Here is a 25862-nt window from a genome sequence, read left to right on the forward strand (position 1 = left end):
ACCACCTCTCTACTTGGGAGTCTCCTTGTGTCTGTCACCCCGCACTACGACTGCGTCAATAAGGCCGTAGTCTTTTGCTTGCTCACTGGACATGAAGAAATCCCGTTCGGTATCATTTTGAATTTTTTCCATGGCCTGCCCGGTATGATGAACAAGAATGCCATTTAGGTGTTCCCGCATGCGGAGTATTTCCCTTGCGTGAATTTCAATATCGGTGGCCTGACCTTGTGCACCACCAAGCGGCTGATGAATCATGATCCGTGAATTAGGAAGCGCATATCGTTTACCTTTAGCGCCAGCTGCAAGCAGTAACGCACCTGCGCTGGCAGCCTGACCGATGCAGATAGTGGAAACATCCGGCTTGACATACTGCATGGTATCATACATGGCCAAAGCAGCAGTTACTACTCCACCCGGACTGTTAATATAGATATGAATGTCCTTATCCGGGTCTTCAGATTCTAAGAACAGCAGCTGAGCGATTACCAAGTTAGCCACATTGTCGTCAATTGGTCCACCAATAAATACAATACGGTCTTTTAACAGCCGTGAGTAAATATCATACGCCCGCTCGCCGCGGTTAGACTGCTCTACTACAATTGGCACATAGGCCATGACAAATCACCTCAAACTCCAAATTTATTATGCTACTACACTTTCGATTACAATTTGGGCAGCTTTTTTACGCAGAACTGAGTCCTGAAGCGCCTGGAACCGGCCGGTTTCACGAATGACTTTGACAATTTCCTCAGCCGTGGTCTGATAATTTTGCGCCATAGACTGAATTTCCTGCTGCATTTCTTCAGGCGCAGCAGTAAGCCCTTCGGCTTTAACAATAGCCTCAAGTACCAGGTCAGTTTTAACATTATATAACGCTGAAGCGCGGTAGTTTTCCTTTAAGCCTGCCATATCCATTTTAGTATATTCAAGATATTTCGCAAGTTGCATGCCGCGTTGCTGTAAATTTACGTCAAGATCTTGAATCATGTTGTCAATCTGATTTTCAACCATAACTTCGGGCACATCGATTTCAGCGTTGTCAACTGCCGCTTTAATGGCTGCTGCGCGGAACTCGCGTTCGGCTTTATCTTTGGCAGCCTGTTCTAACTTATTCTTAATGTCAGCTTTTAATTCCGCAAGAGTATCAAATTCGCCAGTTTCTTTGGCAAATTCATCATCAAGTTCAGGCATTTCCTTACGCTTGATGTCATGGATATTTACGGTGAACTTAGCTTCTTTACCAGTTAATTCGGGAACAAAGTAATCTACGGGGAAAGAAACAGTCACTTCCCGCTCCTCACCTGATTTAGCGCCTATTAGTTGGTCCTCAAAACCAGGAATAAAGCTGCCAGAACCGATTTCGAGAGGATAGCTCTTGCCTTCGCCGCCATCAAACGGAACGCCATCAATAAAGCCTTTAAAGTCGATAATGGCTAAGTCGCCTTGCTTAAGCTCAGCATCTTCTACTACCACCATTTTAGCATTACGGCTGCGATTTTTTTCCAATTCTTTGTCTACGTCAGCGTCAGTGATTTCGGCAGCAGCCTTTTCTATTGTAAGACCTTTATATTGGCCTAAAGTAACTTCAGGCTTTTTAACGACAGTGGCTTTAAACACTAATGGCTGATCTTCCGCTAAAGTAACAACCTCAATTTCCGGGCGGCCAACTGGATCAATTGCCTGCTCTTCAAGGGCTTTAGCATACGCCTCCGGGGCCAGGATTTCAAATGCCTCATCAAGCAGCGCTTCTTTGCCAATACGCGTTTCAACTACTTTGCGAGGAGCTTTGCCTTTACGGAAACCGGGAATGTTGACCTGATTAGCCAGCTTGCGGTAAGCCTTTTCTACAGCTTTAGCCACCTCAGTCTGGGGTATTTCAAGATTAAGCACCGTTTTATGATTGTCTATTCTTTCCGCTGTTACCTTCATTTATGTATTTCCTCCTTATTAAATTAACTGCTGACACAGCTTATTCATCGTCAACATAGTCCCTTTAACAGTATTCCCATTATTGACACAAATTTCATGGGGTTCCTGGTTTAACCATTATTTTTTTCCGGCCAGTATCCATAATTTGCAGCGATGTCATGCATAATATCATACCACAACTGAACACCAAAGACAAGATATGAGCAAAAAACCCAGCAGATATATGCTGGGTTATGTGTAATATGGAGCGGAAAACGAGATTCGAACTCGCGACCCTCGCCTTGGCAAGGCGATGCTCTACCGCTGAGCTACTTCCGCGTATTGGCGCTAACAACATAATTGATTATATACCGTAATTTATTGTTTGTCAACTCAGAAATAATTGGCTAATTTTAAGCTAGCACCTGCCATCCAGCCTGCATATTATGTATAAGACACATAAAGTAAACACGGCTGCAAAGGAGGCTGGTCAGTTGTATTATCGGCTGAACAACAAGTGTGTACTAGTAAAGGGCAAGGCACGAGGAGCAATCTATGATCTAACTTCAGGCCGGGTGTATTCGATCAACCAGGGAGCTGTTGACCTTCTACAAGCATGCAGCAATGCTGCACTGGAAGACATAATGGATCTCGACTTACCAGATAATAAGCGTTATCTGTCATTTCTTGATAATTTGACAGCTAAGGGATTGGGCGCCACATACAATGAAGCACCTGGTCAAAAACAAATGCGAGAGCCTCCCATTTACCAGCCCAAGCTCGAATTTCTCTGGTTGGAGATTACCTCTAGCTGCAATAATCGATGCCTTCATTGTTATTCTGCAAGCAGCCCGCAAGCACCAGCAGGCTGTGTGCCACATAACCGCTGGTTGGAAATTATTAGCGAAGCCCGTCAGGAAGGCGCTCACAGTATTCAACTTATTGGCGGTGAACCCCTACTTTATCCCAGATGGCGGGAGCTGGTACTTAAGGCCCGCGAGCAAAACTATGATCTGGTTGAGATTTTTACTAACGCTACGCTTGTTGATGATGATTGTATTGATTTTTTCAAACAGCACGATGTCAGCATTGCAACTACGATTTACGCTAATAATGCTTTAGTCCATGACAAAGTCACTCTTCATGCCGGCAGCTTTGATAAAACAATGTCGGCTATTAACAAGATTTTAGCTAACGGCATTCCCCTTCGAATTGCTTCAATAATTATGAAAGCCAATGAGCATGAAGTAGAAAATATCCTTAATTTATATGCCGAACTTGGAGTTGAGCCAGCACCGCCCGATGTGGTCCGACCTACCGGACGCGGAGATGACCAAGACTTAATTCCCTTAAGGTACACCAAACCGTCAATTAAACCGCCTTTTTTTACCGACCCTGAGTCGTTTGCCAAAGCTCAGCACTTCCACAGTTGCTTAGCTGGCCGGCTGGCTATAACTGCTACCGGCGATATCATACCTTGCATATTTGCCCGCAGTCAGGTATGCGGTAACATACTCAGCACCCCCTTGAGCGCTATACTTTCCGGCCAGCCGCTTACAAAGTGCTGGTGTACAACTAAAGACTGTATAACTAAATGCCAAGATTGCGAGTATCGTTACGCCTGCGCCGACTGCCGACCACTGGCGCAAGGCCAAGACCCCCAAAAGTGCTGGCGCGCTTCCCCCGGCGACTGCTCATATAACCCTTATATAGGAAAATGGGAGGAGGATAAATAATGTCTGATGAAAAGTACAAAAATCCAAAATGGGAAACCCCCAAAATGGATGATTGGGACGGGGACTTTGAAGATGATGAGTTTGACGAGCGAGTGACCAATATAGGCTGTCAGCCATCATGGAGTCCCTGCCGGCCTAGCCAGCCAATAGGCTGCCAGCCATCTTGGAGTCCCTGCCGTCCTAACCAGCCAATAGGCTGCCGCCCCTCGTGGACACCTTGCTGGCCTCGTCAATGCTGGCCTCGTCAGTGTTGGCCTCGAAAGCAGTGCCAGCCGCGTAATTGCATGCCTGGCTCACATCGCCCCTGCAACCCGCTTTAAGATATAAAAAGGCGCTTAGCCGCGCCTTTTTTGTCCTGATAGAAAGAATAACTTTCTCCTGGATAAGAGCAACATCGGCTTCCGCTTTCGCCAAAGGCTCGGCGCAAGCCGTTTTTTCTTTAACTTTATTCAGTTTTAATCCTCAGGGATTCTTACTCCGCTCTGCGTTTACAATTGATTGATAAAATTGTTGTGGCATGAACAGCTGCAATCAGTGATCCAATTACATCTGCAATTAAATCAAGATCTGTGTCAAGCAGGCTTGGTTGGCTGGGAACTTTTGGTTTAACAATTTGATCTCCTATAAATTCACCAATTTCATATAGAGCTCCAACACTTAACCCTAATGAAAGAACAAAGATAAACCTAAAAGTACGGCTTATTGTAGGCTGAGTCAGCTGGCAGATGAGGTTATAAGCAAAGAGAGAATAGGCATAGCTGCCAAAAATATGTTGGATTTTGTCAAAAATCATTGATGTAGCATATAGATCAAGATATAACCCCAAAAAACTATCACTAACAATCACAGTCATTACAAACACTCGTATGTAACGCTTTATTTCAATGCCGTACTTGATTTCAGCAAATGTATAGATTATCCATACGCACGCTTTAACCGCAATATTCTGGGCATAATCATGTCGCCCCTGTTCCACCACTCCGATTATTATTGCTAGTAGAACAGCAAGAAACAGTCCTGTAGAAAAAACAATAATCCTTCTATTTGTCAAATGCACTCCCCTCCACGCCTTCTTATTATTGTCCGTTTTATAAAAAAAATAGTCAAAGGAAAACTATCTTTCCTTCAACAATTAGACACTATTTATCGAAACTTTTATTGCCAATTCAGCAAATATATGGTATTGTGATAATAAATATTATTTACTAAAAAATATCAACGGATAATTACCGGAAGGGAAGGTGTTTTTTATGAGAGCCATTGTGAGTAAGGATTTTTTTCTTGGTCAAACTCTTCCTATCAAAAAAATTGACCGGATAGCGATTTCAGCATATGGCGGCGATTTATCCGGTACCGGTTTAGGGAGTTCGGAAAACTTTCGGATACCAGCACATGTTTTAGAGCCTGGTCAGATCATACTTACACCCACCGAGTGGTGCAGCCTTCTTGCCAAAGTACAAAACTGGCCAGCCAGTATGGGAATTATTAATTTATCCGATGACTAACCCGCTCTAAGACTCCCATGAGTTATACCCAAAGGGCACAGGCGAGCGGCTAAGTCCCTGGATAAGGGCGACTAACCTTCAGATGGAGTTAAAACCCCACCTGAAGCTAAGTCTACTTTATAGTACTTAGGATTATGCCAAGAATAATTGTATTATGCTATTGTACATAAAAAACTTCTAGGATAAAATCCTAGAAGTTTTTTATGGTGCGGGAGACAGGAATTGAACCTGCACGGGTCGCCCCGCTAGATCCTAAGTCTAGTGCGTCTGCCAGTTCCGCCACTCCCGCATATGATATTAACTTGTTGCCGCAGATGTTATATTATCATAGTCAATGTACTATGTCAATATACTAATATATTGTCCCTTACTCTTGTTCGGAACTAAGCGATTCATCCAAGTTCTCATTTCGCCTGACGGCTAGTGAGAACTTGGCTCATTGCTATGGTGACCCACGATGGACTCGAACCATCGACACCCTGATTAAAAGTCAGGTGCTCTACCAACTGAGCTAGTAGGTCATCGTTTAAATAAGATAAGCTGCTATTAAGATGCAAGGCTTGTTGAGGAGTACACCCATTGCATATAGACGCAACAGGAGACAATTCAAAGCTACGGAGTAGCTACCTCATAGAATTAATGGCAGGGGCGGCTGGACTCGAACCAACGCGTGACGGAGTCAAAGTCCGTTGCCTTACCGACTTGGCGACGCCCCTACGATATGGATAAAATTGGGGTGACTAGAGGGTCTCGAACCCTCGAATACCGGAGCCACAATCCGGCGTGTTAACCACTTCACCATAGCCACCATATACACATTGTCGTTTAACGACAGAATTTATTTTATCATACCTGCATCACTTATGTCAAGCGTTCTGTTTCAAACTTTGTGCAAGCATTTTATAAAGCAGCTAACGACATTTGCTAGTATAGCAAAGATTCCTCCAAAAGACAATAGTATTTTTTCACATAACAAAACATCTCTTCAAACTCGATGACTGACTACTTCGTTTTAGGCCGGACACGGTTAGTGGGAATAGCGTTCATAGGATCTTCAGGCCAATAGTGTTTCGGGTAGCGACCCATCAAATCTTTTTTTACTTCAAAATAGGTGGTATCCCAAAAATTAGCTAAATCCCGAGTCACTTGTACTGGCCGCTGCGCCGGGGATAGCAGGTGCAGCGTTAAGCGAACTTTCCCCCAGGCTATGCATGGTGTTTCTTTGAGTCCGAACATCTCCTGCAGCTTCACAGCAAGTACTGGGCTGTCAGGCTTGCTATAATCTATAGGTATTCGCTGACCACTAGGTACAACAACATGGGTAGGCGCATATTCTTCAAGTTTCTGACGCTGTTCCCAGATAAGCAGGCCTTCTAAAATTGCAGCAAGGTTTAGCCGTGCTAGTTCAGCCCGGCTTGTTAAAGCACAAACATACGGACCAAGCCAGCTCGCAAGCGTACCAAGCAATGCCTCATCCGAAACATCCGGCCACCCGTCTTCTTCCCAGCAGCGACAAAACAGCAAACGTTGACGCAATTGACTAGCTGCTCGCGTCCAAGGTAATATTGACAAACCCTCTCTTGCAATCCCGGCAAGTAGTGCTGCGTAAATATCTTCCTGATTGGATTCAGCACAGAAACTTTCCTTTAAAATCAGCGCTCCTAACCGTTCAACCCTTCTAGTTCGTACTGCTTGAGCAGCCGCATCCCAGGCAACAGTAGTTTCCTCAATGATCTGTTGCCCCAGATAGCGCCTTACCTGTTCAAAGCCTACTGGTGCAGCAAGAAAAACACGGCTTTCACTTCCCTGACCATCAAGGTCAGCAGCCACTATATAAGGACTATACGCTAGTGGCTGGGATTCAGCCATAATAACACCACGTCCATTCTCTAGCAAAAATCTGCCGATTCCCCGCTGCTGCCCAATTCTGTCAGGATAGGCCAGAGCTAGCACTAACCCACAGTCTTCAATGTCGTCCTGGGGATTAAGAGGAATGCCGAAATCCTGTTTGAGGCGATCTCCCTCGGCCTTAATCCGCCGGCATGAACCTATATCCACACCTTGAGGCAATAACCATTCCAGCCCACTCCCTCCCGGCTTTAACTTGCGGATAGTTTCAACCCGCAGACGTAAATCATTATCTGGGCCTTTGAAGAAATCCCTCTCGCTGAGAATAGCGGCAAGCTCGCACGCCAGACCGGCGAAGCCTATCTCTACGGCTTTAAGTACCATGTGAGCTAAACGCGGATGCAGCCCTGTCTGGGTCATCTGCCGCCCATGGGCAGTAATAACACCATTCGCTTCTACTGCCCCCAACTTGCCCAACAGGTCACGTGCATTACCAAACGCTGCTTCAGGCGGTGGATCTAACCACCGGAGCTGACTCAGGCTAGTAACTCCCCAGGCGGCCAGCTCCAGTGCAAGCGACGCTAAATCAGCAGCCATAATCTCCGGCATAGTTTCAGGTTCAAGATACATATCATCCAGCTTAGTCCAAAGGCGAAAACAGATACCAGGCCCCAAACGTCCGGCTCGGCCGCGACGCTGGTCGGCAGCCGCCTTAGATACACGCAGAGTCTCCAAGTGGGTCAATCCAGTTCGCGGTGAATAGCGAGGCACACGCATCAGGCCGCTATCAATGACTGTGCGAACACCTTCGACCGTAAGACTTGTCTCGGCAATAGACGTAGCCAACACAACTTTACGTTCCCCGGGCGGACTAGGTAAAATGGCTATATCTTGCGCTGCTGCCGTTAGGTTTCCATAGAGTAGTGCAACTCGCGCATACTGCGCTATGCCAGCTTCAATCAGTCCCGCATGCACTCGGCGGATTTCGCCGGCACCAGGCAAAAATACCAGTATATCACCTTCACTGCCTGTAAGAGCGCTAAAAATGGCTTGCACAACGCCAGCCTCAATACGACCGTCAAGCCGCCGTTCAAGGTAATGCGTAGTAACAGGAAAAACTTGTCCACTACCGCAAATTACGGGAGCATCCCCAAGGATATCTGCCACAGCTTTCGCCTCAAGTGTTGCCGACATGACTAACAGTCGCAAGTCCTCTCGCAAAACGGCCTGCGACTCTAAAGCCAACGCCAAACCAAGGTCCGCGTGCAGGCTTCGCTCATGGAACTCGTCGAAAATTATTAATCCTACACCTTCGAGAGCTTGGTCAGTCTGAAGCATCCGGGTAAGTATGCCTTCCGTAATTACCTCAATGCGTGTTTTAGGGCCAATACGAGTATCTAACCTAACCCTGTACCCCACAGTTTCTCCTACTTGTTCACCTAATAACTGTGCCATGTAACGGGCAGCAGCCCGTGCCGCCAGGCGACGGGGTTCGAGCATCAAGATACGTTGCCCTTTGAGCCAGGCTTCATTCATAAACGCCAAGGGTATACGTGTTGTTTTACCTGAACCAGGCGGCGCTACAAGTACAGCGTTAACACGTGAACTAAGCGCCGCCTTAAGCTCAGGCAATATGTCTTCAATCGGAAGCCTATTCATTTCTCACCTCATAAAGCAGTAGAGTATCATATCATTTGGTATTATTATACCGGAAAAACTACACCGTACAAACCACGCTCGCGGCTGTACGGTGTAAAAAATATTGTTGATTATAGCTTAGATGATACTACACAGCTAATACCTTTAAGTTTATAGTCTTCTTGTGCGCCTACCGGACTACCGATAGGTCTTAGGTCAACATCTCTAAACTCTCGCTCGGCATAAGAAACATTGAAATATGTATCTTGTCCAATTTTATAGCTAATGCCTGCTTCCCAGAATAGACTCTCTTTACCGGCAATATAAGCAGCAAAAAGAGAATACTTGTCATCAAGTTTTTTAGAACCAACTACCCCAAAATGCATACCAGAAACCTTTGCTTCATTAACAAATGTATTATACGATACTTTATTTTGCAGCCAACCAGTAACCACCGAGATTTCAGGGGTTACCCTATACAGGAAATTAATTTCATGCAAGTCGGAAATGCCGTGAACTGTATGCCCCATACCGCTAAATTCTTCTGATACAAAATGTCCACCTTTATACTGAAGCGCAAGATTATCTCCTAATCCAGCAGCCACAGCATATTTGAAGCCGGATTTTCCATCCACTGAATCGTTTATTGCACCTTTTCCATTAAAAGTAGAATTCAAAGTACTGCCAAGCTCAACAGTTACCGCACCTGGCGTATAATCAACAGACGGTGAAGCAAATGCCACTGTTCCTGCGAAAACTAATCCTAAGGTTGCTGCTAATATTCTCTTCAAGTAAAACTTCCCCCTTTTGACTTTAAAAGCTGGATATATCACCTGGTTATTATATCCACTACTATATAATAACACAAAACTATCAGATGTAAATTGGAGACTAGACAGTCAAACGCCTGATTTGCCAAAATGGCAAATCAGGCGTTTCTTTTTTTGCTTATTTACTTCTTCGCCAAATATTTACGGATATCAAACGCTACCGCAGCGACGATGATTAAGCCTTTGATAATAAGCTGCCAATACGGGTTCATACCAATAAAAGTCAATCCATAGTTAATGACCCCGAAGATGAGCACACCTGCCAGAATCCCAGGCACTGTACCTATACCACCAGCAGTTGAGACGCCACCGACAACACAGGCCGCAATGGCATCAAGCTCGTACATGTTGCCGTAGTTATTGGTTGCGCCGCCAGTACGTGCAGCTTCAAGAACACCAGCCAATCCGTATAGAGCACCGGCAATTGAATACAAAATAAGCAAGTTAAGCCCAACATTAATGCCAGATACTACAGCAGCATTCACATTGCCACCGATAGCATACATATTTTTACCCAATCTGGTTTTGTTAAATATAACCCAAACAATAAAAGATATTAAGATAGCTATAATAACAATGTACGGTATAGAGTATGGCCCTGTACCTAAGGCTCCTGAACCAATCTCAGTGAAATCAGGACGAAGTCCGCCAATTGGTTGTGACTCGTTAGGCTTCATATCAAAGTAAATAGAGTTCACTCCATAAACAATAACCATGGTGCCTAATGTAGCGATAAATGGCGGGACACTTAACTTCGCAACGATAAATCCGTTAATTACACCGACAACAAGCCCTGCAAGTACGGCTAGCAAAATAGGCAGCCATAATGGCAGGTCAGGTATATCCGGATAAAACCGGCGTGAATAGTCGGCTACTTGCAGCATAGAGGCGGACAGTACCGCTGTTAAACCAATAACACGGCCTGTTGACAGGTCAACACCGCCGGTAATCAAAACAAACGCTGCACCTAGAGCAATAATTACCCTAGTAGACGATTGGAGCAAAATATCGCGCATGGTAGTGACTGATAGAAAGCGCGGGTCGTACACAGCAATGGCAACCGTCAGGACAAAAAGCACAACATAGATAGCGTTCTGCATAAAAAAGTCTTGTATCTTTTTTGCATCAAAATTCACTGCCATAACCTCCTTGTTTATACCATTCGCAGGGTAGCGAGGCGCATGATTTCTTCTTCTGTCGCATTCTTACTGTCAACAATACCAGTAACCCGGCCTTCACACATAACCATAATACGGTCAGACATTCCTAAGAGCTCAGGCATTTCAGATGTAATCATAATAATGCTTTTTCCCTGCTTTGCAAGCTCAGCAATGATGGTATATATCTCAAACTTTGCCCCAACATCAATACCGCGCGTTGGCTCATCAAGAAGCAATATCTCAGGTTCAGTTAATAGCCATCTGGCTAGCAAAACTTTTTGCTGATTACCGCCTGACAGATTTTTGATCAATGTTTTGACTGACGGAGTTTTTACCCGCAGTTTTTCAATACTTTCTATGGCATCTTTTTTCCGCCAAGCATCGTTCAGCATAAAATATCGTGTTTCATACTTGGCTTGCTTAGCGATAGCCGTATTTTCTAAAACAGATAATACCGGAAATATCCCCGTGGCCCGTCGTTCTTCTGTCAGCAAAGCCATTTTGTACTTCTTGGCATCAGCCGCAGATCTAATCTTTACTTCTTTGCCTTTTATATGGAATCTGCCTGAAGCCAGTGAGCGCAGCCCAAACAGTGCCTCGATCAGTTCAGTGCGCTGGGCACCAACCAATCCACCTACGCCAAGAACTTCTCCTTTTTTTAATTCGAAACTGACATTTTTAAAAGATTTCGGTAACCGCGAAGTAGCATCCTCTACTTTTAGCACTACCTCCCCCGGCACGTTGCTTCGTTCTGGAAAGCGCTGTGTAAGGTCACGGCCTACCATTTTAGAAATAATCATGTCAGTGGTCAATTCTACGGCTGGCCAGGTGCCGATTTTCTTTCCGTCTCGCATAATGGTTACTTCATCCGATATTTCCAGGATTTCCTCCATTTTGTGCGATATATAAATAATCGCTACTCCTCTTTTCTGCAAGTCACGAATGATTTTAAACAACTGCTCTACTTCATTTCCGGTCAGAGACGATGTAGGCTCATCCATTACAATGACTTTCGCGTTAAAGGAGACGGCTTTTGCAATTTCAATTGACTGGATTTTGGAGACAGACATGCTGCCAACAAGTGCTGTCGGCTTTATATCCATTTCAAGTTCTTTGAAGAGTGCCTCAGTATCCTTAAACATCTTAGTTTCATCAATAAACTGGAACGGTCCAAACCCTTTTACAGGAAACCGCCCAAGCCAGATGTTTTCCATGACATTCCGGTGCGGAACCGGATGTAATTCTTGGTGGATCATAGAAATCCCATTATTAAGTGCATCTTTAGAGCTATTAATATCTACTTTTTTACCATTCAGGAATATCTCGCCAGAGTCAGGTTTGTAAATCCCGAATAGGCATTTCATCAATGTCGATTTGCCTGCACCATTTTCCCCCATAAGGGCATGTACCTTACCGGCCTGCACCTTTAGTGTAACATCGTCAAGCGCTTTTACGCCGGGAAATTCTTTCGAGATGTTATTCATTTCGAGTAAAACCGGAGTCTCGGTCATTATAGCGCCTCTCTTCCCATGGCTTGTTTACTTAAATTAATTAAGGGGGCAAGGCAAATACACCTTGCCCCCGTGTTGCAGCAAGACAATTATTTGGCTTCGTTAGCGTTTTCTTTAGTGATTTTCTTATAAGCAACCCAAACATACTTACCATCAACAATATCAAAGCCGGTGTTGTCTTTACTTGGAGTTTGGCCTTGAGCCAATACATGGGCGATATTGAAGGTAGCTTTACCTTGATTGTTGGCATCGTTAAGAACAGTACCCAAGAGTGTGCCGTCTTCAAGAGCTTTAAGGGCTGGGGCAGTAGCGTCTACACCGACAACAGGCATAAATTTGCCATCCTTAAAGTATCCTTTTGCTTTAAGGGCTTCGATAGCGCCTAGGGCCATATCGTCATTGTTAGCAAATACGGCTTCAATTTTGTCGCCATTGGCAGCAAGGAATGCGGCCATTTTTTCCTGACCCTTTACACGATCCCACATACCGGTATCTTCAGCAACTTTTTGAACCTTGATGCCAGCATCTTCAACAGCTTTTACTGAGAACTTAGTGCGAAGTTCAGCATCCTGATGGCCAGGCTCGCCTTTCAACATAACATACTGCAGTACTCCGTCTTTATTTTTGTCCATTTCAGGATGTGCTTTCCAGTAATCAACAATAAGCTTGCCCGAGATAGTACCTGATTCCTCTGCTTTAGCGCCTACATAGTATACTTTGTCCCATTTCTTCATATCTTCCGGCAACGGTTCGCGATTGAAGAAAACAACAGGAGTATTTGCTTTTTTAGCTTTATCAATAATTACGCTGGCAGCTGTACGGTCAACAGGGTTAATGGCAAGCGCATTTACTTTCTTGGTAACGAAAAGGTCTACCTTGTCATTTTGGGTCGGCTGAGAGTTTTGGCTGTCAACAATGTCAACTTGTGCTTTACCTTCTGCCGCTTTGGAAATGGCGTTACGAACACCAGTCATAAAGGTATCGTCAAATTTGTAAATAGCTACGCCAATAACGGATTTAGCCTTGTCCCCCGCCGGAGCAGCTTGCTGCGAGCCGCCGCAGCCAGCTACCATCAGACTTGCAAGCAATGTGGAAACGATGAGCCCTTTCATGTACCTTTTCACTAAAAAACCCCCTTATTTTTTTTGGATCAGATCTATTATAAAGTAGCGATATCAGCCAGTTATCCCTACTCTACAATCGCAGTACTAAAATTCGCCTTATGGAAATTTATAATATTTACCATTTACACCAAATATATGCAATTCCCCAGCATTATAGTATAACTACCAAAAGATTCTGTCAATACATTTCTGACAAGACCTCTAAAGAAAACACGGCTTGCGCCGAGCCTTGGCGAAAGCGGAAGCCGATGTTGCCCTTATCCAGACGGAAAGTTATACTTTCTAACAGGACTAGCTAAGACCGGTGATCTTCCCGACTAGTTCTGAGAATACCATATCGGCTGCACCCTTCATGGTGTTTTCACTTGTTTGGGTAGAATATTTTATTTCAAGCACACTGCTGCAACTCTCAAACGATTTGCAGGCTACAGTGTCCCAAACGGTCTTTTCGATATATTGGCTCGCTTTGGCTAATCCACCGCCAATAACCACAAGCTCGGGATTAAAAACATTGACTAAATTAGCAATGCCAATACCCAGATAACCGGCAACACGACTAAGCATACCTATCGCCAAATCGTCGCCTAAATCAGCGGCAAAGTAGATATTTTCTGGAGTGACCGCATCCAAATCACCGTTCACCATATCTACAATTAGCGATGTCTGCCCGCATCGTATGGCATCTACCACCAGATCTGTCAATGCCGTCTCTGAAGCCATGGCCTCCATGCAGCCAAAATTACCACAACTGCACAGCCGGCCAGCAATATCAATAACAGTATGGCCAACTTCTCCGGCACTGCCATTAACACCCCGGTAGAGGGAACCGTTAAACATAATACCCCCGCCAATACCATGGCCGACTTTGAGCAAAACCATGTTGTTCGCATCTTTAGCTACCCCAAAATAATATTCGCCGTAGGCCAGGACATGAGAATCGTTCTCGATAAAGGCGGGCAGCCGCGTCTTTTCTTCAATAATATATTTTAGTGGTACGTTCTTCCAGCCAATATTGGGCGCAAATACCGAGATACCCTCTTGCGTCCTGACCGGACCACGTATAACAACCCCGACTGCCAATGGGGGAGTAGTGGCTGCCTTGCGGCACTGATCAATCACTTCCAGTATTTGCTCAAGTACAGCCTCATGACTCAGGCCTCTGATACTGACTGTCTGCTCAAAATGCACGTTATAAGCTGTATCAACTACATAACCAATCATTTTAAATGAACGAATATGAATAATGATTACCTGCCCGGCAGCTGGATTAATCTTTAAAAGCAGCGGACGCCGCCCACCTCTTGATGCACCTATCATATAGTCACTGACAAGCCCGGCTTCCAATAGTTTATTGGTAATATTAGTTACGGTAGGAGGAGTCAGCCCTGTTAGTCTGGCAATATCAGCCCTGGATAACGGCCCATTCCGCCTGATTATGTTCAAGATTTGCCCATCATTGGGGCTCTGTACAGACATATTTTTCATCAACCGGCAAATCCGTCAGGATTTTTCTTATGCCAGTGGCAAGCGGTGTCGATTATATTTTTAATGTCAGTGTATTCACTTTGCCAGCCCAAATCCTGACGGATTTTATCCGAACTGGCAACTAGTACAGCAGGATCTCCAGCCCGCCGGGGGGCTATTTCTTTAGGAGCTGTTAAGCCGGTTACCGCTTCTGCTGCCTCGATAATTTCTTTAACAGTGAAGCCGCTGCCATTACCAAGATTATATACGTCAGATTCGTGACCGTTATACAGGGCCTTTAGAGCTAGCACATGGGCTTGACCTAAATCGTTCACGTGGATGTAATCCCGCACGCAGGTACCATCCTTGGTAGGATAATCATCGCCAAAAATCTTAAGTGTATCAGTTTTTCCCAGACAAGCCTTGAGAATCAGCGGGATTAAGTGTGTTTCCGGCTGGTGATCTTCACCAATGTCACCGGCTGCATCAGCGCCGCACGCATTAAAATAGCGCAGAGCAATGTATTTAAGACCATAACTACGTGAATAATCGGCCATAGCGTTTTCCATAATAAGCTTGGTCCGGCCATAAACGTTAGTCGGGTTTTTCAGCACATTTTCTGTGATGGGTGAGGTTTCAGGTTCACCATACACAGCCGCCGTTGACGAAAACACCAGCTTATTAACACCGTTTGCCAACATAACATCTAGGAGATTCAACGTTCCAACGACATTATTATGGTAGTAGTCCTGAGGCTTGATCATCGAAACACCCACCAGGCTATAGGCCGCAAAATGAACAACAGAACTAATATCATAACGCCTAATGGTGTCGGCAAGCAAAGTACTATCAAAAATGTCGCCTTCAACAAATATGCTGCTCTTTACAGCATTCCGGTGACCTGTAACCAGATTGTCGTATACTACTACTTTACCGCCTGTCTTTTCCAATAATCGCACCGTATGCGAGCCTATATAGCCCGCACCGCCAGTTACTAAAATATTCATGGCAAAGCCTCCAAATTAATAGTCAGATACCATTCTAATACATCACCAGGAGCTAGCAGCTCTAGTGTATTCAGTCTATGAGCGACCTCAAGCGAATCGTAATAACCGGTAGCCGGTTCAAGTGCACAGTTATACTCCCCTTTAAAGCCCCCCTGGTTTATCCAAATACCAAGATATGGGACCTTCTCCTTGGGAAAAACCAACATGTAACAAAGCTTGTTATTATTTAGCGTTAAAGCTGCTTGACCTTGCCTTACCCTGCCGTCAACATAGATCTTCTCAGTATCATTAGCAGACTTAGGCTTCACTCGGTCAATACGGCAGCTGCTGCCGTTTGTACTGGTAGTCATTGGGAAGCTATGTTTAGTACCTGCAGCACCTAATAAGGTGCTGTTATGAACATTAATTATACTATCTGTTTCAGGCAAAATAATTTTCGTACGTTCATCACAGGCAACCAGCCCATGAAATGCCCATATACCGTAAAGTGGTTTATCTCCTGTATTTATCACGCGGTAGTCCAGGCGTACACTGCTTTTTTCCAAAGTAATGGTCCTGTTAAATTCGTAAGGCAAGGACCGCCCTTTAACTTGTGATAATAGCCGCTGATCTACCAATGTTACATTCCAGGGTATGCTCCAAAGATCCCCATGGTCAGGTAGCTGCTTACCACTATACCCATCATAGGGATATAGACAGGTATCAATGGTAGGAAACATTTCATCGGCTCCAGCAGTATCATAGTCGGCAAAAGGTTCGCCATGCTTACTTAAGCGAAAAATACCATCAACCGGTTGAAAGAATATCTCAAAATTCTGTGGCTTATATATTAAGGAAGCGATTTTTGCACCCAGCTGAGGCAGGACAATGAGTTTAAGTGCCTCGTTCTCAATGGTTACCGCGTCAAGCCCTTTATAGACTTTAATCTGAATACACATTCTTACCCCTTAAGCAGGCTAACGCCATTGGCAATACCTGCCACGTAAACCGCAGCAGTCCGCCCAGTGCTTGTTTTATACTCGGCAGCTACCACTGAAGTAAACTCTTCCAATTTATCTGTTTGAACCAGGGCAATGGCACAACCACCAAAGCCTGCACCAGTCATTCGCGCGCCGATACACCCTGATGCTCTATGAGCGCTGTCAACCATGGCATCAAGTTCCTGCCCACTCACTTCATAGTCATCTTTCAGCGACATATGCGACGCAGTCATCAATTGAGCAAAACCGTTAATATCACCTTGCTCCAGCAGCTTGACAGCCGTTTGAACCCGAATGTTTTCTGACACAATATGCCTGGCCCGTCTACGCAAAATGTCATCAGTAAGATAGTCTTCCACATTAGCCAGGGTAGCTTGACAGAGATTGGCGGCAGGAGTGTAGCGCCGAATTACAGCCAGAGCCTGTTCGCACTCATTGCGGCGCTCATTATATTTGGATTCAGAGAGTTCACGTTTTTTGTTGGTATTCATAATGACAAGACTATACTCTTTAAGGGCGAACGGGATGTATTTATACTGTAGTGTCTCACAGTCAAGCAGTATGGCACAATCCTTTTGCCCCATAGCAACCGCAAACTGATCCATGATTCCGCAGTTAACCCCGATAAACTGGTTTTCTACCTTTTGAGCGAATTTAGCCAGTTCAACCTTGTCAATGGCAGTGTCACTGTTCACGGTACGAAGCATAAAGGCTGTCAGCACCAGTAAGGCGGCTGATGAAGATAGTCCAGTACCATCTGGCAGATTGCCCAAAAACAGGATATCGCAACCTTTAAGTGAATAACCACTGTCTAAAAGATACTTGATAACACCTTTGGGATAGTTAGCCCAGCCGTCTGCAGACTGGTTTTCAATTGGCTTATTTAAGTCAACAGTTACTACCGGCATGGCATTTAGCGACTTGAGAACAATCAGATTATCCTGCCGCAGCCTAATAGCACCATAAATGCCGAGCGTCAGCGCTGCCGGAAAAACATAACCGCCATTATAATCAATATGTTCACCAATCAGATTAACCCGGCCTGGTGAAAAAAAGTACTGCACCGGCTGCCCCTCAGCCCCATAGGCCTGCGCAAATTCTATTTTTAGGGTATTAATCATCTTCACTCACCGGGCTCCTCCTTTGTGCTCACAAAGCGGGAATAGGCTTCCTTAAGGGTTACTGCCGTCTGCTCTACCGCCATGGGATTACAAGCCGCCCACGCTCCCATTTCTGACGAAGCATAAAACTTAATTTTGTTGGCCTCCCTGAGCGGAGGGTAGAACTCGATATGGAAGTGATAATAGTCATCAGCTTCAGCATATTCCTCAGAATTTACCGGTGTCTGATGAAAACACATCATGTACGGGAATAGTTTGTTAAACAAAGCGTCAAAAGCGCCAGTAATGTTTTTTAGCATTTCGGCTAAATCCCGTTTTTCCTGGCTGTCAAATTGAGTAATATTGCCTTTATGCTGTTTGCTGACAATGAATATACCATAAGGATAGTCGGTAAAAAAGGGTAAATAGGCTAAAAAGCTACTGTTTTCGGCAATAATACGCTGCTTAAAATCGTCTTCTTCCTTATTCATGTCGCAAAGTAAACAACTACCCTTACTCTCGTAATATTTCTGGCAGCTGTCAAGCTCGACCTGGATTTTTTGCGGTATAAACGGATAAGCGTAGATTTGGCCATGGGGATGTGGCATGGTAACCCCCACTTCTTCCCCGCGGTTTTCAAACTGAAAAATATACTTTACCCTTGGATCGTTCGCCAAGTCAGCATATCGCTGTGCTAACAAATCAACTAATTTTTCTATATGATCAACAGACAAGGCCGGAAGTGTTGCATGATGCTCTGGCGAGTATAAGATAACCTCGCATTTGCCGTAGTTTTGCGCAACCTGATACGGTCCGCTGCTTAGCAAATCTGGTTCTTCCGGGGTCAAGGCTAGGGCAGGAAAATCATTATTATATTTATATACTTCATAGCTGTCAGGTACTTTGCCTGAGCCGGGGCAAAACGGACACCAGTCTTTCGGCAGGTGGGGCCTAGCTTGTCTGTTTGATGCAACCATTGTCCAGGTTGAAAGTAAAGGGTTCCATCTAAGCTCTGCCATAGTTGCTCCTCCAAAAGTTTATGAAAATACTTTATTAAATACTTTATTAAGTCCTTGCCTAGATAATTCATCATAAACCTAGAAATTCCTGCTTTATTCTGAAAATATTCAAAAAAAGAAAGGACTGGCTTATATCCCGCCAAGTCCTACAAATCTAATTAGCAATATCTCCAGCCAGATAGTCGATAAATTGTTTAGCAATCCGGCCAGAACGCCCTGAATGCGACATCTCCCAGCGCAGCGCTGCTGACCTAAGTTCGACATTTGTCAGGCAGATGCTGTTTTTCCGCGCAATTTCTTCGACAATTTTGAAGTACTCTTCCTGATTGGGCAAAGTATAAAACAATGTTATACCAAAACGATCGGCAAGCGAGATTTTTTCGTTAACAGTATCTTGCCGGTGCAATTCACTACCTTCCCGGTCATCCCATGTCTCTTTTATTAGATTGCGCCGGTTGGAAGTAGCATATATCAAGACATTATCAGGGCGTACTTCCACCCCGCCGTCAATAAGTGACTTTAGAATTTTATATTCGGCTTCATGCTCTTCAAAAGATAAATCATCGATAAACAAGATAAACTTTTTACTCCATTGCCGAAGTGCTGTCATAATTTCCGGCAGCTGTTTACAGTCACTTTTGGCTATCTCGATAATTCTTAGGCCTTTATCAGAATAACGATTGGCTACAGCCTTCACCGATGAGGATTTGCCTGTACCTCTAGCTCCGACCAGCAGTACATTATTGGCAGGCTTGCCACTAATAAACGCCTCAGTGTTACGGACAAGTTCATTTTTTTGGTATTCATAGCCTACAATATCACTTAACTGTACCGGATCGGAATGCTCAATGCCAACAAGTTCCCGCCGCTCTGAGTCCCATTTAAACGCATCATAACCAGCCAACTTACCGCAGCCGTGACGATCATAATAAGAGGTAAGTGCGGTGACAACCTCGCCGGGTGTATGGTTTGTCGTTATATCCAAAAATAAGTCCCTAAGCGAGGCTAGGTTTCGGCATATATTTGAGATCTTGTCTTGGCTCTCACAGGCCGGATGATAATCCACAACAACGGCTTTAACCTCATCACAAAACCCTGCTGCTACCCCGTTTTTTAGCCATTTTTTTAAAATCACGACATCACTTTCTGCTATTTTTACCAGGCTACGCCCTGGCTGGGTGCTGGTTTTTCCGGCAGAATTACTAAATACATTTTCGTCATATCTGAGCAAAGAAAGCAAGTAGTTTTCCGGAATATTGCCTGCCATACCATTCTCTTCAGCCCATCTAATCAGCTCAGCGGCAATAGTATATTCATCACATGCTCCCGGTGTTGCTGATTGCAGAGATTGTAATCCTTTAACCAAACGGTCATTTAACAAGTTGCGATAAATTAGTAGTTTATTCAGGTCCTGACAAGTATCTGACACAACAAAACCTCCTGCAAAACGTCAAAGTATATTACTCAAGAAACTGATTGATAGGCTGACCTGGTGCTGTCATTGGCGTGACTATAAGATCAGGATCCACATCGGCAATAATAACTGCCGGTATATTTGCAACAAGCGCCTCGGCAAACGCGGTTTCAAATTCATGCGGCGTTGCGGCAGGCAGAGCCATCGCTCCACAGGCTCGCACAAATCCTACAAAATCGAACTCTGGAAGGCTTGTTGCAGAATAACGCTCATCGAAGAACAGACACTGCCATTGCCGTACCATTCCCAGTGATCTATTATTAATAATAACACAAATAAGCGGAAGCCGGTTGCTAACAATAGTATATAATTCCATTCCAGTCATTTTAAACCCACCGTCACCGGCAATAACTACAACCTTTCTCTCCGGACACCCAGCTTGTGCACCTAGGGCAGCCGGTACACCAAAGCCCATAGTTCCCAGTCCGCCTGATGTGAGCCAACTGCGGGACCTGTTAATTTTCAAGTGTTGCGCTGCCCACATCTGGTGCTGGCCAACGTCAGTTACCCAGGTTACAGGTAATTCGCGTGTTGCATCTGACATATGGCGCATAATCCAGGGCGGAGTCAGTTGATCTTCTTGATAGATGATAGGAAACTCTCTACGCCACCTTTCTATTTGATCCCACCATGCCGTTAAGCCATGCTCAGCCTTATGGGGCAAACAATTAGCAATATGGGTAAGAGCCAAAGATAAGTCGCCTAAAATACTAATATCAGCTGCTATATTTTTATCGAACTCAGCTATATCTACGTCAAGGTGGATAATGGTCTTGCCTGTTGCGTAACGTTTAGGATCACCTGTGACCCTGTCGCTAAACCGTGTACCCACAGCTATGATGACATCAGCCTCGCTGACAGCTAAGTTAGCTGCTTTATGCCCATGCATGCCTGTTAGCCCCAAAAACTGGTGGTGTTCAGCGTCAAAAGCACCAAGCCCCATGAGCGTACTAGCAACCGGCATACCGCTAACCTCGGCTAATTTCAGCACAGACTGTTCAGCCTTCCCTGCTTTAACCCCCCCACCGATGACCATGACTGGACGTTTAGCAGCAGCCAACACATCTGCTGCAGCTTGAGTCTCTTTGCCTGGCAGATATTCTTCTGGCTGCGGTACGCAATTAGGTTCTATCATTTCCAGGCAATAATCAACAGTGCTAATAAGTATATCCCTAGGCACATCCACAAGTACAGGCCCTGGACGCCCGCTTGAAGCGATTGCAAACGCTTGCCTGATAGTGTCAGCCAAATCAGTTACATCCCTGACAAGAAAATTGTGCTTGGTAACAGCCATAGTTATGCCAGTAATATCAATTTCCTGAAAAGAATCCCGCCCCAATAAGGCTGTTGGTACCTGCCCGGTGATAGCCACAACCGGTGATGAGTCCATAAAGGCTGTTGCCAGACCAGTGACAAGATTGGTCGCGCCAGGACCTGAGGTGGCAATACATACCCCCACGCGGCCTGTTGCGCGCGCATATCCATCAGCCGCATGGGCAGCGCCTTGTTCGTGAACGGTTAAAATATGCTTAAGCGGCGCATCATACAAAGCATCATACAATGGCATAATCTGTCCGCCAGGGTAGCCAAATACGGTATCCACCCCTAACTCCAGTAAACAATTGATGATAACATTACTTCCCGTCAATTTCATCAGCGGCTAGCCTCCCAAGTAACAGTCCTCGACCTTTACCACACCCACAAGTTTAGAAACATGACTATACAATTGCCGGTGTGCCGCCTGACTGTTGGTTACAACCGCATTAACCTGAACATGCCCTTGACAAGAGTCAGGCCCAACCGACAGACTCTCAACAATATACCCCTTTCGATACAGCAGCCCTGTCAGCCTCACAAGCGAATCCCCCTGGGTGCGAAGTGTAATTGAAATCCCTTGTTTCATTCTTAGCGCCCCTTTCGAAAATAATAAAACCGCCCCTGTTGCATAGGTAAACCTACACAACAGGGGCGGAAAATTCCGCGGTACCACCCTGCTTTTGCACTCATCCGCCGGCTATCACCAGCTGCTCTGTTAACGTAGAGCCTACGCCCCAGCTTACGGTGTTCCGAAAAATAGCTTTCGCGAACGACTTTGGGCAGGGAGTTCGTGGGTGATTTAGAATAGGCACACCGCACCGGTTCGCACCAACCACCGGCTCTCTGTAACGGGTTACGTGAATATTCCGCTCCCAGTCATCACTGTTTTGAGTACAATATAAAATTATGATCTTACCAAAAATACACCGGCACATCTAAGCTATACTTTGTATACATTATCCCTAAAAACCATACTCTTGTCAAGAGCAAATATTACAACATTACCAGGATTTTTTATTATTTCGACTACACTGTAAAGCGCAGTCTACCCCGCATAGATCTCCGGGATGACGGCCAGGTAATCCTTGTTTTTTTCGAATTTCGTATAGCTTTTCAATTTGATCTATTGATAATTCATGCGCACTCCCTAATTGTGCAGATAGTAACGTTAGTTTTGCGTAAAACTCAACTGATTCAAGTTTATGATACGCAGTAATCAAATCATCACCCCAGGCTAATGCACCATGATTTGCCAACAGAACTGCATCAAAGTGCTCCACATAAACTGCCACTGCATCCGGAACCTCATTCGTAGAGGGTGTGCCATACTCGGCTACCGGCACACAACCAAGTGTAACAATTGCTTCAGCAATAAGCGGCTTATTCAGTGGAATACGAGCAATAGCAAAGGTAGTTGCATGAGGCGGATGGGCATGGACGACCGCCCTGACGTCGGGACGGTCTTTATATACTCTAAGGTGCATTTTGAGTTCTGATGACGGCCGCCAGTTACCGCCTCCCTCAAGCACGTTGCCTTCCATATCAACCTTGATCAGCATCTCTGGTGTCATAAATCCTTTGCTTACTCCAGTCGGAGTGGTAATAATCTCACCCTCACTCAACTTAACCGTGATGTTGCCGTCATTAGCCGCAACAAAACCACTATCATACATGCGCTTGCCGATGTGGCATATTTGCTGTTTATACTCATATTCTATCATCTTCTGCCTCCCTACTGTGGCCGCACTTTTCCGGTCATATGCCTGATAGCAATTTTGATTACGGTTGTTTTATCCCCGCTGTTTTGAACATATTTTTTTCCGCTCTCCATATGATCAGGCGCATATTTGGCGACTAAGGCCAGCAGCGCTTCCCTTTTTTCCTGCCCCTCAACTTGGCTGGCTTGCCCAAAGACAATTACGCTTTCATAACATGTCGTAAATTTTTCCGGTACTGACTGTTTCCTGCCGACTACACAAAAGGACACATTACTGTTAGCAGCAATACTATCTAATTTGTACCCCTCCTCGGCGCAGTGAAAATAAATACTACCGTCTTTATACACATAACTAAGTGGCACACCGTAGGGATAGCTCTCCTGATTCACCACTGATAAAACACCGTACTCACATTTCTCCAAGATTTCGATTGTCGCATCAGTGCTAACTTGTCTATCAATCCGCCTCATTGCTTTAAACATCTTGTCACTCTCCCACCATTTATTGGTATAATATATCAAATAATCGCCCAAAGGTAAATAGCTCAGGGTCAGGCGTGCTGCCTGACCCTGTTTTTATTGCTGACATACAGGACAATAAAATGCATTCCTGCCGCCTACGCGTTTGGTCTCAATCGGGTGGCTGCAGCCGTAACACGGCTGTCCTGTCCGATAAGCTACCTGCAAATACGATTCAAAACCGCCTGTAAGCTTATCATCTGAAGCAAACTTTTCTTCGTACACGCCACCCAGTTTTGTTGCTTGACTTAAAATATCCCTAATACAATGATATAGCTTACTTCGCTCAACCTCATTAAGATGCGATGTTTTTCGGTCAGGCATAATCCGGCTGCAGAATAACGTTTCATTAGAATAAACATTGCCAAGTCCAGCAATAAACTCCTGATCCATCAAGAGCGGCTTAATCATTCCTTTGCGCTTTGCTAACAGTCCCAAAAATTTTCCGAGTGTGAAATCCGCTGCAAGTGGTTCAGGGCCTAGCTTGGCCAATTCAGGCATAGCTTCAAGATTAACAGTGGGGACAAGATGAAGATACCCCAAATTAAGTTTAAAGAAAGCTAATTGATCACCTGAATTCAGGGTAAATATAATTGTCGGATTCCCAGTTACTTCTTCGCCAGAATAAAACAGGCGCACAAACCCCTCAAGCATAAAATGTACAACAAGTGAGTGCGAATTTGACAGACTTATGATGATTTGCTTGGCACGTCTTCTGACATCAACTAGCTGTTGCCCGGTCACAATGCCTGCAAATTCATCAACAGGCACATTAAGCGCTTTTGCCCGGCCGACAGTCACCTTCTCAATAATTTTACCTTTAGTTTTATGTTCAATGTGCATCCTGACAGTTTCAATTTCAGGAATTTCGGGCATAGAGTGACCCCTTCCTAATTTTGCTTTTTTAGCGGTTTGGCGACACCAGGTACGGGCCGATATACAGATATCGCTTCGCTTTTTCCTTTTAATTTGATAGCTGAAGGCCGGAACATCAGGTAATAGACTAAGTCTTTTTTGAACCCAAGCTGTTCCAACGCTGCTTGTTTGGAATAGTCATCACTATAGATCGTTGTGCTGATAATGCCGTGTTTGTAATTCGCGGTTATCATGCTGACAGCTTTGCTAATGATGGCTTGGCGCAAAGCTTCATGTGACGGATGGAGGATAAGGTTAAACACATGACTTTCTACCTTTAGATAGCTGTTAATTGTCAGCAACGCTACTAATTTTCCTTCCTGCTCTATCACGTAGTCCTTTTTCCGCTTCCGCATGAGATAGTTTTTCAGCCACTCCAAGTTTCTGACCATCATACTAGGGCTAAACTCTGCATAGGCTCGCTTAACTACCCGCCGCAACAGCAATGGCACTGATTCAAGATATAATTGGTAAAGCTTAGACCGGTCCTGTCCCTTAAGTTCCCGGAATCCAGTCAGTTCTTCACCCGGCATCGCAGTCAAAGAATAACCTGACGCCAAAGACCTTTCATAGTGCAATATTTCGGTTATTTGCCTAAACCCCAGCCGCCGGTAAAATTTATAGGCCGGATTATCGACCCGGACTTCGAGCACAACATCATAATCATTGGTATCAACGGCTTCATCGAGCAGCTTGGTTAAAACCCAGGTACCTAGTCCCTGACCGCGGTATTGTTTGCTAAAAGCTATATAGTCAACATGCAGCTGGGTAGGGTTAAGGTATGATACTTGAATAAATCCAACTACCTGCCCCTTTATTTTAATGACATAAATATTAAAGTGGTTTTTAACCCATACTGAAAACCTGCTTAAAGGGTGTAAAAAATAATAAAACTGCCTGGCACGATGGATGCGGCGTTTAATTTGCTCCATATCAACCTCATCACCGAAAGCGCTGGCAAACAACTTTTCCAATTGGTTCAAATCAGGGCGCTGTACCTTTTCAATTGTCAAATGCTCGAACATGTTCATGACTTTCTCCTATAATAGTCTTATTCAACTATTATAGGTAATAAATACTTATTTTACAC

23 protein-coding genes and 5 tRNA genes are annotated in these 25862 nt (G+C 44.8%); 2 read left to right on the forward strand and 26 right to left on the reverse strand.

Annotation, left to right across the window (positions count from 1 at the left end):
- Positions 1-9 precede the first annotated feature (9 nt).
- The 3 genes from clpP to B9A22_RS11795 all read right to left on the reverse strand — a co-directional run bounded on the left by clpP (position 10) and on the right by B9A22_RS11795 (position 2247).
- Positions 10-615, reverse strand: coding sequence for an ATP-dependent Clp endopeptidase proteolytic subunit ClpP (gene clpP, locus B9A22_RS11785; protein ID WP_084575932.1), 606 nt, complete (start codon positions 613-615; stop codon positions 10-12).
- Positions 616-642: 27 nt separating this feature from the next.
- Positions 643-1929, reverse strand: a complete 1287-nt coding sequence (gene tig, locus B9A22_RS11790) for a trigger factor (protein ID WP_084575933.1) — start codon at positions 1927-1929, stop codon at positions 643-645.
- Positions 1930-2172: 243 nt separating this feature from the next.
- Positions 2173-2247: transfer RNA gene (locus tag B9A22_RS11795), tRNA-Gly, on the reverse strand.
- Positions 2248-2402: 155 nt separating this feature from the next.
- Between B9A22_RS11795 and B9A22_RS11800 the strand changes: the two genes are divergently transcribed.
- Positions 2403-3644 carry a radical SAM protein gene (locus tag B9A22_RS11800; protein WP_084575934.1) on the forward strand — a complete coding sequence of 414 codons (1242 nt, stop codon included), beginning with the start codon at positions 2403-2405 and terminating at the stop codon, positions 3642-3644.
- A 180-nt stretch (positions 3645-3824) separates the two neighbouring features.
- Here the strand turns inward: B9A22_RS11800 and B9A22_RS25415 are convergent, their stop codons facing one another.
- Both B9A22_RS25415 and B9A22_RS11810 read right to left on the reverse strand, forming a co-directional pair.
- A complete protein-coding gene (locus B9A22_RS25415) occupies positions 3825-4058 on the reverse strand; it encodes a hypothetical protein (protein ID WP_176215494.1) in 234 nt (77 codons plus the stop codon).
- Positions 4059-4116: 58 nt separating this feature from the next.
- Positions 4117-4695 (reverse strand): DUF2238 domain-containing protein, encoded by a 579-nt coding sequence (locus tag B9A22_RS11810; protein ID WP_084575936.1) that lies wholly within the window; start codon positions 4693-4695, stop codon positions 4117-4119.
- Positions 4696-4894: 199 nt separating this feature from the next.
- On the opposite strand from B9A22_RS11810, the gene B9A22_RS11815 reads away from it, so the two are divergent.
- Positions 4895-5149, forward strand: coding sequence for a hypothetical protein (locus B9A22_RS11815; protein WP_084575937.1), 255 nt, complete (start codon positions 4895-4897; stop codon positions 5147-5149).
- A gap of 204 nt (positions 5150-5353) precedes the next feature.
- Here B9A22_RS11815 and B9A22_RS11820 read toward each other — a convergent pair.
- The 21 genes from B9A22_RS11820 to B9A22_RS11920 all read right to left on the reverse strand — a co-directional run bounded on the left by B9A22_RS11820 (position 5354) and on the right by B9A22_RS11920 (position 25803).
- Positions 5354-5438, reverse strand: a tRNA-Leu gene (locus tag B9A22_RS11820).
- A 156-nt stretch (positions 5439-5594) separates the two neighbouring features.
- A tRNA-Lys gene (locus B9A22_RS11825) sits at positions 5595-5670 on the reverse strand.
- Between the two features lie 119 nt (positions 5671-5789).
- Positions 5790-5865, reverse strand: a tRNA-Gln gene (locus tag B9A22_RS11830).
- Positions 5866-5881: 16 nt separating this feature from the next.
- Positions 5882-5957: transfer RNA gene (locus B9A22_RS11835), tRNA-His, on the reverse strand.
- 194 nt (positions 5958-6151) lie between these two features.
- Positions 6152-8656: an ATP-dependent helicase HrpB gene (hrpB, locus tag B9A22_RS11840; protein ID WP_084575938.1), complete on the reverse strand. Its 2505-nt coding sequence runs from the start codon at positions 8654-8656 to the stop codon at positions 6152-6154.
- Between the two features lie 110 nt (positions 8657-8766).
- On the reverse strand, positions 8767-9426 hold the full coding sequence (locus B9A22_RS11845) for a hypothetical protein (RefSeq protein WP_084575939.1): 660 nt from the start codon (positions 9424-9426) through the stop codon (positions 8767-8769).
- A 161-nt stretch (positions 9427-9587) separates the two neighbouring features.
- Complete coding sequence (gene mglC / locus B9A22_RS11850; RefSeq protein ID WP_217805943.1) at positions 9588-10601, reverse strand: galactose/methyl galactoside ABC transporter permease MglC; 1014 nt, start codon at positions 10599-10601, stop codon at positions 9588-9590.
- 17 nt (positions 10602-10618) lie between these two features.
- Positions 10619-12136: a sugar ABC transporter ATP-binding protein gene (locus B9A22_RS11855; RefSeq protein WP_084575941.1), complete on the reverse strand. Its 1518-nt coding sequence runs from the start codon at positions 12134-12136 to the stop codon at positions 10619-10621.
- Between the two features lie 89 nt (positions 12137-12225).
- Entirely contained in the window at positions 12226-13260 is a 1035-nt protein-coding gene (locus B9A22_RS11860; RefSeq protein WP_217805944.1) for a galactose ABC transporter substrate-binding protein, read from the reverse strand.
- A gap of 291 nt (positions 13261-13551) precedes the next feature.
- The gene (locus B9A22_RS11865; RefSeq protein ID WP_245823966.1) at positions 13552-14736 is read right to left on the reverse strand and encodes an ROK family transcriptional regulator; all 1185 of its coding nucleotides are present in this window, start codon (positions 14734-14736) and stop codon (positions 13552-13554) included.
- An 8-nt stretch (positions 14737-14744) separates the two neighbouring features.
- Positions 14745-15731 (reverse strand): UDP-glucose 4-epimerase GalE, encoded by a 987-nt coding sequence (gene galE / locus B9A22_RS11870; RefSeq protein WP_084575943.1) that lies wholly within the window; start codon positions 15729-15731, stop codon positions 14745-14747.
- Positions 15728-16669: an aldose epimerase family protein gene (locus tag B9A22_RS11875; RefSeq protein ID WP_084575944.1), complete on the reverse strand. Its 942-nt coding sequence runs from the start codon at positions 16667-16669 to the stop codon at positions 15728-15730. The genes galE and B9A22_RS11875 overlap by 4 nt, the downstream gene beginning before the upstream one ends.
- A gap of 2 nt (positions 16670-16671) precedes the next feature.
- Positions 16672-17832 carry a galactokinase gene (locus B9A22_RS11880; protein WP_084576076.1) on the reverse strand — a complete coding sequence of 387 codons (1161 nt, stop codon included), beginning with the start codon at positions 17830-17832 and terminating at the stop codon, positions 16672-16674.
- A 2-nt stretch (positions 17833-17834) separates the two neighbouring features.
- Positions 17835-18830 (reverse strand): galactose-1-phosphate uridylyltransferase, encoded by a 996-nt coding sequence (gene galT / locus B9A22_RS11885; protein WP_084575945.1) that lies wholly within the window; start codon positions 18828-18830, stop codon positions 17835-17837.
- Between the two features lie 154 nt (positions 18831-18984).
- Positions 18985-20259 carry an ATP-binding protein gene (locus B9A22_RS11890; protein ID WP_084575946.1) on the reverse strand — a complete coding sequence of 425 codons (1275 nt, stop codon included), beginning with the start codon at positions 20257-20259 and terminating at the stop codon, positions 18985-18987.
- Positions 20260-20290: 31 nt separating this feature from the next.
- Positions 20291-21958 carry a biosynthetic-type acetolactate synthase large subunit gene (ilvB, locus tag B9A22_RS11895; protein ID WP_084575947.1) on the reverse strand — a complete coding sequence of 556 codons (1668 nt, stop codon included), beginning with the start codon at positions 21956-21958 and terminating at the stop codon, positions 20291-20293.
- 6 nt (positions 21959-21964) lie between these two features.
- A complete protein-coding gene (locus tag B9A22_RS11900) occupies positions 21965-22207 on the reverse strand; it encodes an acetolactate synthase small subunit (protein ID WP_084575948.1) in 243 nt (80 codons plus the stop codon).
- 415 nt (positions 22208-22622) lie between these two features.
- A complete protein-coding gene (locus tag B9A22_RS11905) occupies positions 22623-23342 on the reverse strand; it encodes a class II aldolase/adducin family protein (protein ID WP_084575949.1) in 720 nt (239 codons plus the stop codon).
- Between the two features lie 11 nt (positions 23343-23353).
- Positions 23354-23821, reverse strand: a complete 468-nt coding sequence (locus B9A22_RS11910; protein ID WP_084575950.1) for a pyridoxamine 5'-phosphate oxidase family protein — start codon at positions 23819-23821, stop codon at positions 23354-23356.
- Between the two features lie 93 nt (positions 23822-23914).
- Positions 23915-24733: a bifunctional DNA-formamidopyrimidine glycosylase/DNA-(apurinic or apyrimidinic site) lyase gene (mutM, locus tag B9A22_RS11915; RefSeq protein ID WP_084575951.1), complete on the reverse strand. Its 819-nt coding sequence runs from the start codon at positions 24731-24733 to the stop codon at positions 23915-23917.
- Between the two features lie 14 nt (positions 24734-24747).
- The gene (locus B9A22_RS11920) at positions 24748-25803 is read right to left on the reverse strand and encodes a GNAT family N-acetyltransferase (RefSeq protein WP_084575952.1); all 1056 of its coding nucleotides are present in this window, start codon (positions 25801-25803) and stop codon (positions 24748-24750) included.
- Between the last annotated feature and the right edge of the window lie 59 nt (positions 25804-25862).

It is taken from the genome of Sporomusa malonica, from assembly GCF_900176355.1.
Classification (GTDB): Bacteria; Bacillota; Negativicutes; order Sporomusales; family Sporomusaceae; genus Sporomusa; species Sporomusa malonica.